The organism is Flavobacteriales bacterium, assembly GCA_016124845.1.
Lineage (GTDB): Bacteria > Bacteroidota > Bacteroidia > UBA10329 > UBA10329 > UBA10329.
The window spans coordinates 1-17,737 of record WGMW01000026.1 but is presented as its reverse complement, the minus strand read 5'-3'; the positions used below and the strand labels follow the sequence as shown (position 1 = coordinate 17,737).

Sequence of the window (17,737 nt, the reverse complement as noted above, 5' to 3'; positions counted from 1 at the left end):
CGAGGGAAACCATCCTTGCTATGAAAACTGCTTTTGTTACGGGTGCTACGGGATTTCTCGGCATCAATCTGGTCCAGCAACTTTTGGAGGACGGCTGGCACGTCACTGCGCTTCATAGAAAGACCTCTAATCTCACGTATCTCAAACGGTTTGATGTAACGCTGGCGGAAGGAGCAATTACTGATAAAGAATCATTGATTCAGGCCATGCCCGAAAATGTGGATGCGGTTTTCCATGTGGCGGCCAACACGTCCATGTGGTCGAAGTGGAACGACCAGCAGTATCAGGACAATGTGATTGGAACGCGGAACATGGTGGAAGTGGCGTTGCAGAAAAATGCCAAGCGGTTTGTGCATACTTCGTCCATTTCTGCCTGGGGCCATCCACGCCACGAAATTGATGAGACGGAAAAGTCCGATGCCATGAGCAGCCCCGTCAATTACAATAGGACCAAGTATTTGGCAGAGTTGGAAGTGGACACGGCCATTGCCGAAGGTTTGGATGCGGTTATTGTGAATCCGTGTGACATTATGGGGCCGTACGATTCGCACAATTGGGCGCAGATCATTCAGGCGGTTTACAATAATGATGTGCCTGGAATTCCGAACGGAAACGCGGTCATCTGCCACGTTCGTGATATTGCGAAGGCGCACATTTCGGCCTTCGAAAAAGGCAGAACGGGCGAACGCTACCTGCTCGGTGGACAGGACGTCACGTTCAAGGAGATCTTCAACACCATTGAGCGGTTCATGGGTAAGAAGGAGTCGACCTTTGTAGTGCCAAACTGGCTGATGAAAGCGTCCATACCGTTCTACACGCTGCAATCGAAATTGAACGGAAAGGAACCTGTTTTGACCCCAGAGAAATACATTGAGCTGACTATTCCAAAGCACGTGAATTCGCAAAAGGCTGTTACCGAATTGGATTACAAAATGTCGCCATTGGAAGAGTCGATAAAGGATTCTTACGAGTGGTTGAAACAGGAAAATTTGCTGGGTCGATAAGCTATGATTCGCTGGCTCCCGTTTTTCTTTTTCTCCGTTTTCATTTTTCCTGCTTCGGCACAGGAGATCCGTGAGTTCATGGACCTGCAACTGCATCCATGCATGCACGTTCCGTACTCATTTTTCGGGGAAGGATTGAAGTATTTCGATGAATCGGATCCGCCTGACCTGAGTTGGAAACATCAGTTCACCAACGTCAATTACGCCAATTATCTGCGCAAGAACAAAGGCGCACGGATTCTTTGCGTTGGTGCACTCACGCAAGAGAACATTGCTTCCGCAAAGCGCGGTAGAAAGGTCATTCTGAAGCAGATCAAGTATGTGAACGATTTCGTGGCTGCGAATTCAGATGATTTCGCGATAGCAAGAACACCGCAGGAGGTTCGCGACCTGGTTCACAATACGGATAAGACCATTATTATTCATTGCATTGAAGGAGGGAAACGGCTCGTCAACTCGCAGGAAGATGCCAACTTTTGGGCGGAGCAGGGCGTGGCGTTCATCACGTTGGTGCATCTGGTGGACAGCAAATATGGAGCAGCGGCCAACCTGCCCGTCTTTGCGCTCAAAGTGTTGAATTTCAAAAGCCTTTTTAAGAAGGAGAAGAACCGAAGGTTGACCGAAAAAGGAAAACAGGCCATCGTTTGGTTGGCCAATGCGGGCATCATGACCGACCTGACGCACATGAGCGACAACACCCGAAAGGATGCGTTGGCGTGGATGGAGGAAAAGGGAATTCCACCGCTGGTGACGCACGACATGTTCAAACCGATTCAGAACCTGCCGCGCGGAATGGAAGAGGAAGACATGCTGAAAGTGTATGCGAACGGTGGTTTCATCTCGCTGCCGATAAGTGGCGAAAGTTGCAGGCCGTACAGACCGCGAGCCGATTATCAGGCAAAATTGGATCCGCTGGAAAGCTATTGCGATGGCTCCATCGACAGCTATAAATTCACGTATCAGCAAGTGAAGGATTTCTTGGAGAAGAACCTCTCTGCAGAGGAGGTTGAGAACCTTTCCATCGGCTTTCAGACCGATTTCAATGGTTGGCTGAACCATCATCATGGAAGATATGGTGAAGATGGTTGCTATGAGGCCAACCCAGATAGCACGTACGAGGAAATTGAACTGCAAGGCTTGGCGCATCCAGGTTTGCTGGAATCGCATTGGCGGTTGCTGGAAAAAGAAGGCGTTGACCTGACACCGATCAGGCGCTCGTCTGAAAAGTTCCTACAACTTTGGGAGCACTTCTTGGTTAATAGAGGAAAGTTCAACAATTAGACGCACCATGGCAAAGCACTTTGATATTAAGACAGTTTGGAAGGAGGGAATGGTTTTCGAGAATCACATGCGCAATCACGTAGTTTTGAGTGATGCGCTTCCAGAATTAGGGCAGGATTCTGCGCCTGGACCGAAAGAATTGGTGCTTTCAGGTTTGGCGTCCTGTACTGGAATGGACGTGGTTTCGCTGTTCCGTAAGATGCGGGTTGATTTTACAGGATTGGAAATCCGCATTGAAACGCAACTGACCGAAGAACATCCGAAGGTTTTTGATGAGATCAATATGAAATACATCGTTTCGGGAAAGGATCTGGACAAGGCCAAAGTGGAGAAGGCAATAGCGCTTTCTTACGACAAATATTGTGGGGTTTCGGCCATGCTCAAGAAGAACGGGCCGATCACGTACAGCATCGAATACGCAGATTAGTACTTCGGCAATTCCTCAATCAGTTTGAGGATGCGAGCGGCTTTTTCGTCTTCGGTCTTGGCGTCCTGAAGCCAACCGAGATAGTTGTTCTGAAGGAATTCGCTCAGGCCATTGAACTTGTCCAAAAGTTCTGGCGGTTCATTCTGCAAACACACCATCAGTTCTTCTCTGATCTGTTCCGAGATTTTGTCTTCGTAAAGCGTGATGTGGACATTATCTCCAGCCTGTTTGCCAATGGCTTTTCTGATCTTGGCATTGACGGGAAAGAACAATTGTCCGTTGCTCATCGGTTGCAGTTTTGACCGTTCTATCTCATAACCGTCAACGCTGCCTTTCACCCGAACCCAACCAAATGGCGCGTGTGGGTTTTTCAAGATTTCGGGAATGGCCGCATACGTCCAGCCGCCCTTGCCAGGGAATTTCTCCAGCAAATACTCTTTGTCCACAAGTGGTTCTGACACGTTTTAGGCCTTTCTGCGTAGCGAAAGGTAGGTAGAATCCTTTTTCAACTCAACCTCAAACTGAGCATTCTTGATGAGGAATCGGTCATGTTTTTTGCATGCTTCCAAGTCATTGATCTCACCAGAAAAGTGGCAGCCTTCATTGTCAAAGCACACATTCAGCGTTTCTTTTTCCCGATAGAAAGTGAAGACGGAAATGTCTTTTTCGGTCGCTTCAATTCCGTTTCGCATGAAATGCTGAACAGAAACTTCCACATCCATTTCTGGAATTTGAACTCGCTCAATGATCGCGTTTGCGAAATTTCCGTGCGGAACATGAAATACAGCTTTCGGTAACCTGACCGAAGATGCATGCTGCGAAGCCAAAAGTTGGGCAGGAACGAGAGAAATTCCCACTCCTGCCAAACTGATGTTTCTGATAAATTCCTTTCGGTTCATGTTCTTTTTCCTTTTGTCATGTCGAGCAGAGCTTGCGTAGCCGAGACATCAATAGATTCCTCCACTTCGGTCTGAATGACAGTCAGTTACGAATCAAACTCCTCGATCAGCATACCCATTTTGCCCATCTGGTAGTCACGCAATGCTTGCATGATCTCCGTCTGGTTGTTCATCACAAACGGGCCGTATGTGGCCAATGGTTCGTTGATCGGTTCGCCAGCCAATAGAATGGCGCGCGTGTCTTCCAATCCTTCAAAAGCAACGCTTTCGCCATCATTCTTGAACCACGTGAGGTCTTTCTTCTTGGTGGTGGTTCCATCGAAACTCAGTTTGCCATCCAATTGGTAGACAAAGGCATTGAAATCCTTCGGAAGATCAAATTCCATTTTACCACCTTTCTGAATGTCGAATCGTATCACCAACATCGGTGTCATCAATTCTATCGGGCCTTCTTTGCCCAACGCTTTTCCAGCAACAATTCCAGCGGTTACTTTTCCATCTTCGGAAACAACGGTTGGTGTGTTCTCAGCTGTTAAAGGCTGATACTTGGCGGGTTCCATTTTTCTGGCGGCAGGTGTATTTGCCCAAAATTGGATGAACTCAAAATCGCCCCCGTTTTCGGCCATGTGTTTCGGTGGCCGCTCGCTGTGAATGATGCCTCTGCCGCTGTTCATCCACTGCGCACCGCCAGCTTTTACAATGCTTTTGGTTCCTAACGAATCGCGGTGGTGAACTGCCCCTTTGAAAATGAGCGTGACGGGAGAAAAACCACGGTGCGGATGCGGTCCAACGCCCAGTTCTTTCTCGTTTTGGCCTCCAGGAAGTTTATCGTCCCAATGATGTACCAGAAGGAATGGATCGATCTGTTCCACACCATGCATCGGTAATGGTTGATCCAGCAGAATGCCGCCCATGTTCACGCGCTGAGCGGGTATGATTCGATTGATTGTGCGTTTCATAGCTCTAAATTAATGTTTAAACATTGATTTAACAATGGATGTGAAAAAGAGTTCAGTTAGGGTTTGATGCATCAAACCCTAACTCGAATGATCGTAAATGATCTTCCATTCATCGCCAAAGCGTTGCCAGATCAAGGTAAAAAGACCGTGCGGTTCGTCTGATTGGCGCGTCAATTTCCATTTTCCAGTAACGAGATAATGGTCGCTGCCAAGTGGTTCAAGGCTCAGGATTTCGAAGTTCAAAGTTCCCATGGCCGCTTTATCGGGGTAGGACTTCTTGTAGTTATCGAGCGTAGCCTGCCACCCATAATTGATGCCTGATCTACCAATGAATTTCAAGGAATCAGATTTCCAATAACCTTGCATAAAACATTCAAGGTCGCCTTGGTTCCAGCAATCCTGTTGTTCGGCAAGCACCTGTCTGATCTGCTTTTCAGAATCGTTGGGTTCGTTACGGAAGACGAACAAGGACAGAAGAAGAGCTAACGTGATTTTCATGGAATAAAAATAAGCCCGCAGCTCTATTGAACTGCGGGCCACCCATCAACCTTCACCTTCACATCATTTCGGTGCCTGCATCTGCTTGCGCTCCATGTGCTGTTTTTCGCGCATGTCCTTTCGCTCCTGCATCTTCTGATCCATCACTTTCACCTGCTCTGGCGTAAGCACGCCTCGCACTTTCATTTCAGACATGGTCCGTGACTTTTCCATTTCAGCCTTGATAACCGCTGATTTGTCAATCAGTTGGTTGATCTCCTGCATGTTGGGCTGTTCTGCCTTTTTCAGTTCAGCCAACTTCTCATGGATGCTCTTCATTTCCTTTCGTTGCGGTTCCATTCGCTTGCGGTTCTCATCGCGAATCGCTTTGATCTGCGTTTTCTGTTCCTCGGTCAGGTTCGGAATCTCCGCCATCATCTTTTCCTGTTTTCCACCTCGCTCAAATCGTTGCTGAGGGTGCGAACCCACCGCCTGCGTCTTGTCCTGTGCGAAACCTGTGCCTACCAGAAGGGTCAGAACACCCAATGTTGCCATTAACTTTTTCATGATCTTTCGTTTTTAATATTCGTGATGCTCTGATTCCAAAAATGCTGCCAAGGTTTAATTGATAACTGAAATTTTGTTTCGTAGCTCCATATTGGCGTGAGAACAAGTATCAACAGCCTAATGGAACGCCTTTGAAACAGCTCGCTTACTTTTAAACCCGTGAAACCGTTTCTCGAAACATCCATCGAGTTCCTTTCGGGCGTTGGGCCCGAACGTGCCAAGTTGCTGCGCGAGGAGTTCGGTATTCGCACTTACGGTGATCTGCTGCACCATTTCCCATTCCGATATGTGGATCGGACAAAGTTTCATCAGATCAATAGTATTGAGAGCGATGAGGCGGATATTCAATTGCTGGGAAGGATCAATTCGGTAAAAATGGTGGGGCAGAACCGAGGCCAGCGGTTGGTTGCGGAGTTTACCGATGGCACAGGCGTGATCGAACTGGTCTGGTTCAAAGGCATCAAATGGATAAAGCCGAAACTTCAGTCGGGAATCGACTATGTGGTTTTCGGCAAACCGACCCGATACAAAGGCAAGTTCAATATGGCGCATCCTGAGTTTGAGACGTTGGAAGCGCAACAGAAGCGGGTTTCCAATGCCTTGCAGGCGGTATATCCTTCCACCGAAAAGGCCAAAGCCAAGAATTTGGACAGCAAAGGCATCGCGCGGTTGATGAATGCGCTGGTGAGCCAATTGCCAGGGCAGGGACACATTTCGGAACTGTACGGAGCGGAGTTCCGACAGGCGCATCATCTTGTTCCACGCGAAGAGGCGTTCATCAATGTGCATTTCCCGCAAGATGCGGAAACCTTGCGAAAGGCGCGTTACCGCCTCAAGTTCGATGAGCTGTTCTTCATTCAATTGCGGTTGCTGAAGTTGAAACTCATCAACCAGACCAAATTCAAAGGGGCGGTTTTTGCTGAGGTGGGCGAAATGGTGAACCGTTTCTACTCAGAGTGTTTGCCGTTCGACCTGACCAACGCGCAGAAACGCGTTATCCGAGAAATACGCCACGACCTCGGTTCGGGCAGGCAGATGAGCCGCTTGGTGCAAGGCGATGTGGGCAGCGGCAAGACCATTGTGGCGCTCATGTCCATGCTGCTGGCGGTGGACAACGGCTACCAGGCTGCGCTGATGGCACCGACCGAAATTCTGGCCGAGCAGCATTTTGCCACCATCAGTAAGTTTTTGGAGAAGCTGAATCTGCACATCGCGCTGCTTACGGGTTCTACCAAAACAGCCGAACGGAAAATCCTTCATGAGCGGTTGATGTCGGGTGAAATCCATCTTCTTATCGGTACGCATACGTTGATCGAAGATGCCGTGCAGTTCGGGAAACTGGGATTGGTGGTGATTGATGAGCAGCACCGTTTTGGCGTGCAGCAACGCGCCAAACTGTGGCTCAAAGGGAGTACAGAGCATGAAGTGCCGCACATGCTTATCATGACGGCAACGCCCATTCCGCGTACGCTGGCCATGACGGTTTATGGCGACCTCGACACCTCAGTAATTGATGAACTCCCGCCAGGAAGAAAACCCATTAAAACGCTGCATCGGTTCGATTCGGCACGGCAAAAAGTGTTCGATTTCATGCGGCAGGAAATTGCCCATGGCCGCCAGATCTATGTGGTCTATCCGCTCATCAGCGAGAGCGAAAAACTGGACTTCAAGCATTTGGAGGACGGCTACGAGTCCATCGTGCGCGATTTCCCGCAGCCGAAGTACCAAGTGAGTATTCTGCATGGGCAGATGAAGGCCGAGCAGAAGGATTACGAGATGCAGCGGTTCAAGGAAGGCAAGACGCACATCATGGTCAGCACCACGGTAATTGAGGTGGGCGTGGATGTGCCCAATGCCTCGGTGATGGTGATAGAGAGTGCCGAACGCTTTGGGCTTTCGCAGTTGCATCAGCTACGCGGAAGAGTTGGCCGTGGGGCAGAGCAGAGCTACTGCATCCTGATGACGGGTTATGCATTGGGACAGGAAGCGCGCACCAGAATGGAAACCATGGTGCGCACCAACGATGGTTTCGAGATTGCGGAGGTGGACATGAAGCTCCGCGGGCCAGGCGATATTCAGGGAACGATGCAGAGCGGTAAGCCGATCTTCCAGATAACCAACCTGAGCAAGGATGGACAGATCTTAGCAGCCGCACGCAATGCCGCCATCGACCTACTGAAAGACGACCCTGAGTTGGAAAAGCGCGAGAACGCACTCACCAAGCATCACCTCATCCAGGAAATGAAGGATAGACCTAACTGGGCGCGGGTTTCGTGATTGTTTCGTTCGTCACCCTGAACTTGTTTCAGGGTCTGGATAGATGCTGAAACAAGTTCAGCATGACGCGTTAGGATACCTGCTAATTCACCGCAGCCCTTCTCAACCGATCATTAATGGCTCTGCCGAGGCCGATATCTGGTAGTTTCTCCGCCAGGATCACATCCACAGGAAATTTCTCAAACTGCCGCATGTAGGCGAAGAGGTTCACGGCAGCTTCGTGCAGGTCGCCATGGGGCGAAAGGAGCAATTGACGTTCAGGCGGGAGGAATTCCAACCGCGTCATGAAACCCAAGAAACCGATTCGCTTTCCCTCAAACTCCGTGATCATCTCGCCTGGATTGCCAAAGTACAATGGCTTGCCAGGGGCGTAATGACTCTTTAACATGCCGGGTGCCTTCGGGTCGGAAGACTGGTTGAGACCGACCTCAACAGGACCGATCACATCTTCGATCACATCAATGCTCAGTCCGCCCAAACGGTACACGATGGGCTTGCCTTCCTCGAAACCGACAATGGTACTTTCCAACCCAACGGTTGTCGCACCGCCATCCAGAATGTATTCTATTTTGTCTCCCAACTGGTCCTCCACATGCTGCGCGGTGGTCGGGCTAACATACCCGAAGGGGTTGGCGCTCGGTGCGGCCAGCGGAAAGTCGAGCATCCGCAGCAGCTCCTGCGTCATGGGGTGTTGCGGCACGCGCACCGCCACGTTATCGAGCCCCGAAGTGACCACATCGGGAACGATCGGCTTTTTGGGCAGCACCAAGGTGAGCGGCCCAGGCCAGAACTCATCCATCAGCGTTCTTGCCATGGGCGGGATCTCGGCCACATGTTCCTTGATCCACTCGATCCCCGAACTATGAACAATGAGCGGGTCGAAATGCGGTCGGTCCTTCGTCTCGAAAATGCGCAGCACCGCCTCTTCATCGAACGCATTTCCCGCAAGGCCATAGACCGTTTCGGTAGGAATGGCCACCAGCTTGCCCCGTTTGAGCAGCTGTGCAGCCTTCTGTATGTCGGTACCTATCTCGGCCATCGTTCAATCGTGGACACGAAGATATTGTCATTATCCGATCGGAGTCTGCCCAATTGGTCAGGCGGGGCAGAAAGTGAGTGCGCGAGCCTGTTTTTACTTGGTCATGATGTCGATAGTTGTACAAGAATCGACATCCTGACGTGTTCCGATGTCATTATCTGTACAACTATCGACATACTGACATGTTCCGATGTTATTTTTTGTACAACTATCGACATTGAAATGGCTTGCAGGTGGCCGTTTTTCAGCAGAACGGGGCCTGTATCAGCGCAGGAAGCGCGGTTTGCGATGCGTAATATAATCGTGCATGGCATCCGTGTTCTCCACAAACACATCATCGGCAAAGCAATACGCCCGCAGGCGCCCCAGCAGGATGTCGGTAAAGATGGCATCGGTGCGTATGTTATGCTGCCAGCAGAAGTTCTTTACACGGATAAGCCGCGTGGGCGATGGGAGTTCGGCAGGCCATTGCAAAGCATCGGCCTTGGCCATTTTTCTGGGCAAAACCTTGGCAGGCACCGATGCGGTGGAGTCGATCACATGCAGGCCATCTACCGTGGCACTCGCCAGCACCCTGCGTTTGATGCGCAGATGCACCGAGCGCGGCTGGATGCCCGCGGCCTTGGCGTATTGCCCCACGGATAGGAGATGCGGCACGCGAATGACGTTGTCGGTGACTTGATCCATACCCCAAATGTAACATCCACAACCCATGCCGCAGCACGGTCAAAAGCGTAAATTCGCGCCTCAAACACGCACGCATGGAAATTTCGTACAACTGGCTGAAGCAATACCTCAAGGTAGATATTGACGTGAACGAAGCGGCCGCCCTGCTCACGGGCAGCGGGCTGGAGGTGGAGAAGGTCATTCCGTTTTCTTCTGTGGAAGGTGGGTTGCAAGGGCTTGTCATTGGCGAAGTGCTGACCAAGGAAAAGCACCCCGATGCTGACCGTTTGAGCGTAACCACCGTTGATGTTGGGGGTGATGAGCCGTTGCATATCGTGTGCGGTGCGCCCAATGTGGCTGCGGGACAGAAAGTGGTGGTGGCCACCGTTGGTGCCAAATTGTATCCATCAGATGGAGAACCGTTCGAAATCAAGAAATCGAAGATCCGCGGGGCCGTTTCGGAAGGAATGATCTGTGCGGAAGATGAGATCGGTCTGGGCGAGAGCCACGATGGAATCATGGTATTGCCTGATGATGTAAAGGTTGGTACGCCTGCGGCTGATTATTTCGAAATTGAGAACGATTTTGTACTTGAAATCGGACTCACTCCGAACCGTGCAGATGCCATGAGCCATATCGGTGTGGCGCGCGATTTGCGTGCTGTGCTTCGCGAAGTGAAAGGCGGTTACGAGGATCTGAAACTCGAATGGCCGGATGTAATGGCCTACTCGGCTGATATGGCCAAGAATCCGATTTCCATCGAAGTGAAGGATGAGGAAGCCTGTCCGCGATATGTTGGATTATACATCGAAGGCGTAGAGGTGAAACCATCGCCAGCTTGGTTGCAGAATCGCCTGAAAGCAATTGGCTCACGGCCTATCAATAACGTGGTGGATGTGACCAATTTCGTACTGCACGAGATGGGACAGCCGCTGCACGCGTTCGATGCCGATCAGATAAAGGACAAGAAAGTGGTGGTGCGTACCGCCAAGGCAGGAGAGAAATTCACTACGTTGGATGAAGTGGAGCGCAACCTGAACGATGAGGATCTGATGATCTGCCATTCCACAGACGGCATGTGCATCGCGGGTGTGTTCGGAGGGATGAAATCGGGAGTGACAGACAAGACCCAGAATGTGTTCTTGGAAAGCGCCTACTTCAATCCTGTTTCCATCCGTAAAACCGCCAAGCGCCACGGATTGAGCACCGATGCATCGTTCCGTTTCGAGCGCGGTATTGACCCAGAGATCACGGTGCTGGCGGCCAAGCGTGCGGCATTGCTTATTCAGGAAGTGGCGGGCGGAAAGCTGTCGGTCATCACCGATGTATATCCAAACCCGATCCCGCACCAGAAGGTGGATGTGCAGTTCGGGAACATCAACCGATTGATCGGTCAGGAAATTCCAGAGGAAACGGTCATTTCCATCTTGGAAGACCTTGGTATTTACATTGAAAAGAAGGTTGATGGTGGCCTCAAGTTATCCGTGCCATCCTTCAAGAATGACGTGACGCGCGAAGCGGATGTCATCGAAGAAATTCTCCGGGTTTACGGTTACGACAGAATTGTTGGAAGCGGGCAATTACGCGTTCCGCTAATCGCTTCGGATAAGAAGAGCCCAGAGCAGCTGCGCAATCTGGTCTCGGATGCATTGACGGCCCGAGGCTTCAACGAGATCATGAACAATTCGTTGACCAAAGCGGCTTACATGGACAAGCATTTCGCGGAGCAGGGCAAGGTGAAAGTGGATATACTGAATCCGCTTAGCACCGACCTCAACGCCATGCGCCAAACCTTGCTTTTCGGTGGTTTGGAAAGCGTTTCGCGCAACATCCGCCACCAGAATCCGAACTGCAAATTCTATGAGTTCGGAAATCTTTACGAAACCTCCTCCAAAGGAGGGGGGCAAAATGACCTCCCCCAGTCCCTCCTTTCAAAGGAGGGGGGCAAGGCGTTTGAAGAACGCGCCAGTTCTCCCCCTGGAAAGGGGGAGTGGCCGAAGACCGAGGGGGTTGGTGAATGGCCTTACAACGAATACCGCTCGCTCGGACTTTTCATCACTGGAAGATGGCAGAAAGAACGATGGAACGCAGTATCTGGAAACGCAACATTCCATCACATTCATGGTGTGGTCAGGTCAATCCTCGGTCGTTTGGGAATTTCGGCCACGCTTCAGGACGTATCCGACAAGACAACCTACGCTTACGGAATGGAATTCGTATCGAAAGATGGGAAGTTGCTTGCCAACTTCGGGAGTGTGAATTCCAATTTGTTGGAAGCATTCGATATTGAGCAGGAGGTGTTCTTTGCGGATTTCAATTGGGATCTCGTTCTCAAACTTTCGGCTTTGAATGAATTTGAAGTTGCTGAGCTGCCGAAGTATCCGTCAGTACGAAGAGACCTGGCCCTTCTCGTAGATAAAACCGTCAAATACGGCAAGTTGGAAGAGTTGGCCTACCAGACCGAGCGCAAGCTGCTAAAGGAAGTTGACCTGTTCGATGTGTATGAAGGCAAGGGAATTCCTGAAGGAAAACGTTCCTACGCCATGAGTTTCATCTTACAAGATGAGAACAGCACCCTCAACGACAAGACCATTGATAAGACCATGGGCCGTTTGCAGCAACGCTTTGAGCGAGAAGTTGGTGCCGAGTTGCGGGGTTAAACTCCGCGTAGTTTTTTTGGATTTCTTGAAGTATGAAAAACCCGTGAAATGACCACTTTGTTTTTAGCGCAGCGGTAAATGACCTTGTAGCTCCAAATGATCAGAAACCGATATTCAGACTTTTTGTGAGCCAGTAGCGGTTCAACAGTTCCCACTTTTGGATTATCAGACAATAATTGAACATCGTAAAGGATGCGTTCAAGGACAATCTTCGCATAATGAACTCCTTGCTCATCTCGGATGTATTTGATAGCCCTTTCGAGTTGACTTTCTGCACGGTGAGTCCAGACTATTTCAGCCATTCTTGCGAACGCTTTTCAACCTCTTTGTGCGTGTACACCTGGCCTTTCTGTTCCTGTTTTTCAGACAGTTCTATGTCCGAAAGCAAGGCGAGTTGTTCGTAAACATCTTCAAGTGTACTTTCTGGAGTGAGCCGAGCCATTACCTCTGAGAGTAAGGATTTTACGTCTGTGGTTTTCATAGCATAAAGTTAATGAAAGCGCCAACTCTCAAAGATTCCTCACCTTCCTAATATGCTTCGCCAGCGTTGCTTTGAGCTGAAGCTTCAGGATAGCTCCCATGTTTTCGCATTTCAGGAAATGTTCGTTCTGATGGTGTTTGGCCAACTCTTCGCGCAGCGTACGCACTTTTTCAGGTGTGGAAATATCGTCTTCCTCCATGCAATCGATCAGGTCTTTCACGCGGTAGCGGGAGGCGATTAATCTTCTCGCTATCAATGAGCGTTCCTCGGCCTGATATTGCTTCACGGTGTTTTCGTTGATGAGCTGCATGCCCAGTTCCACCAGCGGAAAATTCTCCTTGAAGAACTGCGGCAGGTAAAGGTTCTTGCGCCCCTCGTAGCATTGCTGGTCGAAATCGATGGCGCGGATACGGTACTGCACATCATCGAAATCGGGCGTAATGTCGAGCACGTAATTGTAGCTGCGCATATCGCCCAGCAGGCGCACGAAACACCGCTCGTTGAACTTCACGAACTCCTTGGCCAAACGCACCTTGTTCAACTGTTTGCTGTTCATCATGTTCTTGATGAACATGTCGCCAGGGATGCCTGCAATGTGCTCTTCGATCAGCGTGTTGTCATCCACATAATAGCTGATGCGGTTGGGGGAGAGCAGGTGCTCCAGTTCCAGCCCGTAAACGCGCGAGGCATCGGCTGTTTTGATGTAGAAGTAATCGTAGTTGTCGTTGAATTTGTTGATGATGCGGATGCGGAACGGGTTCGAGTTTCCGAACGAGCAATAGTCGATGCGGTCCACGTTCAGATGCTCCAGCGAACTGAAATCGCCCTCATTCTTCAGCATCACATAAATAAAGGTGAGCGATTTGTAGAGCCTTTCGGTTCGTTCGGGTTCGTAAAAGACCGTTTCCCAAAGAGTGTCCTGGCCTTTCTTGTCAAGCAATGGCGTGGCCAATTTGTGCTCCAGCAGGTCGGTGTAATCCAGACCGAGTTTCATTTCCCGCCCTTCCTTCTTCAGGTACTTCCGAAGCGATGGAATGATCGGAATGAAATGCTTCTTCTTGGAGATGTGGTTTGTCAAAGCGGGGGCTTTTCGTCTTTGGGATGATTTCCGTACCGATGAAAGTAGAATCTGAAACCGAGATTGAAAGCAAAGTTGTCGAAAGGAACATCGAATTTGTAATCCTTGTACGGTTGATCTGCGTGTTGGGTCCAATTGACCGAACCATCTGGGTTCAGGTCGTATGTAACCTCTTGAGAATTTGAATATTCGGCATAACGCTCATTGGTGGTAAGAGATGAAATGTCGTCATGACGGTTCTTCTCATACGTAGTGACCTCGGATTTGCTTGGCGAAAAACTCAGGTGCGTGTAGCTGAATCCAAAGAACACTGCCTTTGTGCCGTTTCCAAGGAGATACTCAATATCAAAACTTCCTTTGAACCCTACCGTCATCGGTCCCTTATATTCCCGAACAAACATGTAATTGTCGCCAGCAGTTCCATTGGGGTTGTCGGGAAGCTGAATTTCGGTGGTGCGCAGGTATTTAGGAAACGTGAATAGAGGATAGGCCCTTAGAGAAAAACCCCAATTTTTCAGACGCTTGTACATGCCAAGGTAAGCCGCAGCATAGAAGCAATGCCCCTGATAAGTTGCTTTTCGTTCGTCCTTGTCTGCATAGTATTCTATACCATAATTCACAGACTGTTTCAACCCATAGAGATACCCTCCGGTAAGTCCGAATGAGATACCTGACTTCCCGGCATATCCGAATTCAATTTCAACGGGTACGCCTTGTCCGAGGCTTTTATTGGTCGCATTGTATTTTTCCACTACATAACCCCAAGCAGCGGAATACCTTAAGGTTGAATAGTTACCATGAGTTGCATCAGGAATTCCAATACCGAAACCAGATTGAACTCCGATGGAGAAATACTGTGCGCTGGCCGATGTTCCAGATAATAGAATGAGTACGTAGGTGAGGAAAGTCCTTGTCATGAGAAAGTTGGTTTATGACAAAGAAAGCGTATTGACCAATTGAATTTGCAACTTAGTACACGGAATACGAAATTCTCAATACAGGCATAAAGTAGTATTGCAAGTTGCTGCTTGAGTAAGGAATGGGATTTTCTTGATGATCGGTATGCGAACTTAGTGTTTGACCAAGGGCAAAATTAGCGTCCAGCGAGATGGCGAATTTCTTTCCAAGCAAGGCCTCCACCCCGAAACCCGCCTTGTAGAGCATGGCCGTTTTGTTGCTACTGTTCGTCCATTTGTAATTGTAGTGCGCGCCCACCGGAAAATAGAGCAGCGTGGCGTTCAGGTTCTTGAACGGGTACAGCCGATAATCGATGCCCACACCGATGTCCTGCTGTTTGGACAAAGCATCCAACCGCCCGTAAAAAGGGGTGAACCCGAACCAATGCCGATGGTAGCGGAACGAATAATGGGGCGATATGAAGTAGGTGAAATTGGAATTGAAACCCGTGATGGCAAAGCCGACACCAACGCGGTGTTCCACCTGTTGGTTGAAAGGGATCTCCTCCGTTTCCGACTGCGCGAACGTCAGTTGGGAAACCAGCAACAGGTTACATATCCAGATCAGCGAGAAGCGCATCATCAACGAAGTTAGGCAAAGTCACCTTCAGATTAGGCTCTGTTTCCATGGCGCGCTTGATGGATGAGACCGCCCCTTCATTCCGTGCCCAACTTCTGCGCGAAATGCCGTTGTTCACGTCCCAATAAAGCATCATTTTCAATCTGCGGTCCGCATCCTCGGAACCGTCCAACAGCATGCCGAAACCACCGTTGATGACCTCGCCCCAACCGACACCGCCACCGTTGTGCAGACTGATCCACGTGGCACCACGGAATCCATCGCCCACAAAATTCTGAACCGCCATATCGGCCGTAAACTGCGAGCCATCGTAAATGTTGGAGGTTTCGCGGTACGGAGAATCTGTTCCCGAAACATCGTGATGATCGCGACCAAGCACAACAGGCCCGATCTTTCCTTTTTGGATGGCCTTGTTAAATGCTGCCGCGATCTTGATCCTTCCTTCCGCATCAGCATAAAGGATACGCGCCTGCGAGCCGACCACCAATTTATTTTTCTCTGCTTCGCGAACCCAATGCAGGTTGTCTTTCAACTGTCCGTGGATCTCTTCGGGTGCGGTTTTCAGCATCTCCTCAATTACTTGCGCTGCGATCAGGTCTGTTGCTTCCAGATCTTCTGGTTTTCCCGATGTACACACCCATCGGAACGGTCCAAAACCAAAATCAAAACACATGGGGCCCATAATGTCTTGCACATAACTTGGGTAGCGGAAAACCCCACCCCCAGCCCCTCCCCCGAGGGGAGGGGAGCTGGTGCGCTGATCTGAAGTTTGAGCGGTATCTGAACTCCCCTCCTTTGAAAGGAGGGGTTGGGGGAGGTCATTTTGTTTCACTCCTTGTAAGGAAGAGTTGGTGGGGGCAAACACATCCGCCCCAGCCCTTCCGGCCTCCAGCAGAAATGCATTTCCGTAATCGAAGAAATACATGCCTGCTTTGGCGAGTTTGTTCACGGCTGCAACATGTCTTTTCAGTGTTTCCTGCACTCGTGTTTTGAATTCCTCAGGCTGAGAAGCCATCAAAGCGTTGCTTTCCTCGTAGCTCAACCCGACAGGATAATAGCCGCCCGCCCAAGGGTTGTGCAGCGATGTCTGGTCAGAACCAAGATCCACTTTGATGTTGCGTTCCGCCAGACGTTCCCACAGGTCAACGATGTTGCCGAGATAGGCAATGCTATGCGCTTCGCCTTTCTCTTGCCAAGCAAGTGCAGCATCGATGCATGCATCCACATCTTCAATCACCTCATCCACCCAACCTTGCGAATGACGCTTATTGGCCGCATCAGGATTGATCTCTGCACAGATGGTCACAACACCCGCAATGTTCCCGGCCTTGGGCTGTGCACCGCTCATGCCGCCCAGACCGGAAGTAACGAACAGAGGAAGTTTGACCCCCTCTAACTCCCCCAAAGGGGGAGAGCTGGTACGCTGATCTGATGTCTGCGTAGTTTGTAAACTCCCCTCCTTTGAAAGGAGGGGTCGGGGGAGGTCATTTTGTTCCTCTCTTTTGGAGGAATCGGGGGAGGTTATTTTTCTCACAGCATTGAGCACCGTAATGGTGGTTCCATGCACAATGCCCTGCGGGCCAATGTACATGTAAGAACCTGCGGTCATCTGACCGTATTGCGTTACGCCCAATGCGTTGAATTTCTCCCAATCATCGGGTTTGCTGTAATTCGGTATCATCATACCGTTGGTAACCACCACGCGGGGTGCGTCCTTGTGGCTTGGAAACAACCCCATTGGATGCCCGCTGTACATGGCCAAGGTCTGCTCCTCGGTCATTTCCGAGAGGTATTTCATGGTCAGGCGGTACTGCGCCCAGTTCTGGAAAACGGCTCCATTTCCGCCATAAGTAATGAGTTCTTGCGGATGCTGCGCCACGGCAGGATCCAAGTTGTTCTGGATCATCAGCATAATTGCTGCCGCTTGCTGACTCTTGGCGGGATATACCTCAATTGGTCGTGCGTACATGTCATATTCTGGCATGAAGCGGTACATGTAAATGCGGCCGTAATGTTTCAGTTCTTCTTTGAACTCATCAATAAGTTCTTTGTGCCATTGTGCAGGGAAATAGCGCAATGCATTTCGCAGCGCGAGCTTCTTTTCGGCTACGTTGAGAATATCTTTCCGCTTGGGTGCGTGGCTCAGTTTCGGGTCACGCTCTTTTTTCGATGGTAGCTGGCTTGGAATGCCTTCGGTCACTTGGGTTTTGAAACTCATGGTCATTAGCTAATGTGCTAATTAGCAAAAATGATTATCCGCAATCCGACCCCGTAAATTGGTTACGGTGCATGGTTCTTGGTTTGTGTCAAAACTAAGAACATGATGACATTCAAGGATTTTTTCGAGCGGTTCGCTGACGAACAGAGCTGTCTGGAACATTTTGTG

18 protein-coding genes are annotated in these 17,737 nt (G+C 50.0%); 5 read left to right on the top strand and 13 right to left on the bottom strand.

From position 1 onward, the window contains the following. Positions 1-20: 20 nt before the first annotated feature. The 3 genes from GC178_10400 to GC178_10390 are packed head-to-tail and all read left to right on the top strand — an operon-like array spanning position 21 to position 2,712. Positions 21-1,004 (top strand): NAD-dependent epimerase/dehydratase family protein, encoded by a 984-nt coding sequence (locus tag GC178_10400; protein MBI1287978.1) that lies wholly within the window; start codon positions 21-23, stop codon positions 1,002-1,004. 3 nt (positions 1,005-1,007) lie between these two features. Beyond that, a complete protein-coding gene (locus tag GC178_10395; protein MBI1287977.1) occupies positions 1,008-2,285 on the top strand; it encodes a hypothetical protein in 1,278 nt (425 codons plus the stop codon). A gap of 7 nt (positions 2,286-2,292) precedes the next feature. Continuing rightward, positions 2,293-2,712 carry a hypothetical protein gene (locus GC178_10390; protein MBI1287976.1) on the top strand — a complete coding sequence of 140 codons (420 nt, stop codon included), beginning with the start codon at positions 2,293-2,295 and terminating at the stop codon, positions 2,710-2,712. On the opposite strand, the gene GC178_10385 is transcribed toward GC178_10390, so the two are convergent. The 5 genes from GC178_10385 to GC178_10365 all read right to left on the bottom strand — a co-directional run bounded on the left by GC178_10385 (position 2,709) and on the right by GC178_10365 (position 5,614). Next, a complete protein-coding gene (locus tag GC178_10385) occupies positions 2,709-3,173 on the bottom strand; it encodes a DUF1905 domain-containing protein (GenBank protein MBI1287975.1) in 465 nt (154 codons plus the stop codon). The two genes, GC178_10390 and GC178_10385, sit on opposite strands and share 4 nt — an antisense overlap. A 3-nt stretch (positions 3,174-3,176) precedes the next feature. Beyond that, a complete protein-coding gene (locus GC178_10380) occupies positions 3,177-3,611 on the bottom strand; it encodes a hypothetical protein (GenBank protein MBI1287974.1) in 435 nt (144 codons plus the stop codon). An 86-nt stretch (positions 3,612-3,697) separates the two neighbouring features. Next, a complete protein-coding gene (locus tag GC178_10375) occupies positions 3,698-4,570 on the bottom strand; it encodes a pirin family protein (protein ID MBI1287973.1) in 873 nt (290 codons plus the stop codon). A 78-nt stretch (positions 4,571-4,648) separates the two neighbouring features. Next, positions 4,649-5,068, bottom strand: coding sequence for a DUF4440 domain-containing protein (locus GC178_10370; GenBank protein ID MBI1287972.1), 420 nt, complete (start codon positions 5,066-5,068; stop codon positions 4,649-4,651). Between the two features lie 63 nt (positions 5,069-5,131). Continuing rightward, complete coding sequence (locus GC178_10365) at positions 5,132-5,614, bottom strand: periplasmic heavy metal sensor (GenBank protein MBI1287971.1); 483 nt, start codon at positions 5,612-5,614, stop codon at positions 5,132-5,134. Positions 5,615-5,773: 159 nt separating this feature from the next. Between GC178_10365 and recG the strand changes: the two genes are divergently transcribed. Then, positions 5,774-7,891: an ATP-dependent DNA helicase RecG gene (recG, locus tag GC178_10360; GenBank protein ID MBI1287970.1), complete on the top strand. Its 2,118-nt coding sequence runs from the start codon at positions 5,774-5,776 to the stop codon at positions 7,889-7,891. Positions 7,892-7,973: 82 nt separating this feature from the next. Here the strand turns inward: recG and GC178_10355 are convergent, their stop codons facing one another. Together GC178_10355 and GC178_10350 are read right to left on the bottom strand one after the other, a co-directional pair. Beyond that, entirely contained in the window at positions 7,974-8,930 is a 957-nt protein-coding gene (locus GC178_10355; protein MBI1287969.1) for a threonylcarbamoyl-AMP synthase, read from the bottom strand. Positions 8,931-9,194: 264 nt separating this feature from the next. Beyond that, positions 9,195-9,587 (bottom strand): hypothetical protein, encoded by a 393-nt coding sequence (locus GC178_10350; protein ID MBI1287968.1) that lies wholly within the window; start codon positions 9,585-9,587, stop codon positions 9,195-9,197. A gap of 104 nt (positions 9,588-9,691) precedes the next feature. Here GC178_10350 and GC178_10345 point away from each other — a divergent pair, with 104 nt between their 5' ends. Beyond that, positions 9,692-12,256 carry a phenylalanine--tRNA ligase subunit beta gene (locus GC178_10345; protein ID MBI1287967.1) on the top strand — a complete coding sequence of 855 codons (2,565 nt, stop codon included), beginning with the start codon at positions 9,692-9,694 and terminating at the stop codon, positions 12,254-12,256. Here GC178_10345 and GC178_10340 read toward each other — a convergent pair. Genes GC178_10340 through GC178_10315 form a run of 6 tightly spaced genes read right to left on the bottom strand, consistent with a single transcriptional unit; the run spans position 12,253 to position 17,569 of the window. Beyond that, a complete protein-coding gene (locus tag GC178_10340) occupies positions 12,253-12,558 on the bottom strand; it encodes a hypothetical protein (GenBank protein ID MBI1287966.1) in 306 nt (101 codons plus the stop codon). The genes GC178_10345 and GC178_10340 overlap by 4 nt on opposite strands. Then, complete coding sequence (locus tag GC178_10335) at positions 12,546-12,737, bottom strand: hypothetical protein (protein ID MBI1287965.1); 192 nt, start codon at positions 12,735-12,737, stop codon at positions 12,546-12,548. The genes GC178_10340 and GC178_10335 overlap by 13 nt, the downstream gene beginning before the upstream one ends. Positions 12,738-12,765: 28 nt before the next feature. Continuing rightward, entirely contained in the window at positions 12,766-13,815 is a 1,050-nt protein-coding gene (locus GC178_10330) for a hypothetical protein (protein MBI1287964.1), read from the bottom strand. Beyond that, positions 13,812-14,732, bottom strand: a complete 921-nt coding sequence (locus GC178_10325) for a hypothetical protein (protein ID MBI1287963.1) — start codon at positions 14,730-14,732, stop codon at positions 13,812-13,814. The genes GC178_10330 and GC178_10325 overlap by 4 nt, the downstream gene beginning before the upstream one ends. 52 nt (positions 14,733-14,784) lie before the next feature. After that, positions 14,785-15,354: a hypothetical protein gene (locus tag GC178_10320; protein MBI1287962.1), complete on the bottom strand. Its 570-nt coding sequence runs from the start codon at positions 15,352-15,354 to the stop codon at positions 14,785-14,787. After that, positions 15,323-17,569, bottom strand: coding sequence for a urocanate hydratase (locus GC178_10315; protein MBI1287961.1), 2,247 nt, complete (start codon positions 17,567-17,569; stop codon positions 15,323-15,325). The genes GC178_10320 and GC178_10315 overlap by 32 nt, the downstream gene beginning before the upstream one ends. Positions 17,570-17,737: the final 168 nt, after the last annotated feature.

Coding starts and splice junctions, on each gene's coding strand:
- GC178_10400 (MBI1287978.1), top strand. CDS start 21: ATGAAAACTGCTTTTGTTACGGGTGCTACGGGATTTCTCGGCATCAAT.
- GC178_10395 (MBI1287977.1), top strand. CDS start 1,008: ATGATTCGCTGGCTCCCGTTTTTCTTTTTCTCCGTTTTCATTTTTCCT.
- GC178_10390 (MBI1287976.1), top strand. CDS start 2,293: ATGGCAAAGCACTTTGATATTAAGACAGTTTGGAAGGAGGGAATGGTT.
- GC178_10380 (MBI1287974.1), bottom strand. CDS start 3,611: ATGAACCGAAAGGAATTTATCAGAAACATCAGTTTGGCAGGAGTGGGA.
- GC178_10375 (MBI1287973.1), bottom strand. CDS start 4,570: ATGAAACGCACAATCAATCGAATCATACCCGCTCAGCGCGTGAACATG.
- GC178_10370 (MBI1287972.1), bottom strand. CDS start 5,068: ATGAAAATCACGTTAGCTCTTCTTCTGTCCTTGTTCGTCTTCCGTAAC.
- GC178_10365 (MBI1287971.1), bottom strand. CDS start 5,614: ATGAAAAAGTTAATGGCAACATTGGGTGTTCTGACCCTTCTGGTAGGC.
- GC178_10355 (MBI1287969.1), bottom strand. CDS start 8,930: ATGGCCGAGATAGGTACCGACATACAGAAGGCTGCACAGCTGCTCAAA.
- GC178_10345 (MBI1287967.1), top strand. CDS start 9,692: ATGGAAATTTCGTACAACTGGCTGAAGCAATACCTCAAGGTAGATATT.
- GC178_10340 (MBI1287966.1), bottom strand. CDS start 12,558: ATGGCTGAAATAGTCTGGACTCACCGTGCAGAAAGTCAACTCGAAAGG.
- GC178_10335 (MBI1287965.1), bottom strand. CDS start 12,737: ATGAAAACCACAGACGTAAAATCCTTACTCTCAGAGGTAATGGCTCGG.
- GC178_10325 (MBI1287963.1), bottom strand. CDS start 14,732: ATGACAAGGACTTTCCTCACCTACGTACTCATTCTATTATCTGGAACA.
- GC178_10320 (MBI1287962.1), bottom strand. CDS start 15,354: ATGATGCGCTTCTCGCTGATCTGGATATGTAACCTGTTGCTGGTTTCC.
- GC178_10315 (MBI1287961.1), bottom strand. CDS start 17,569: ATGAGTTTCAAAACCCAAGTGACCGAAGGCATTCCAAGCCAGCTACCA.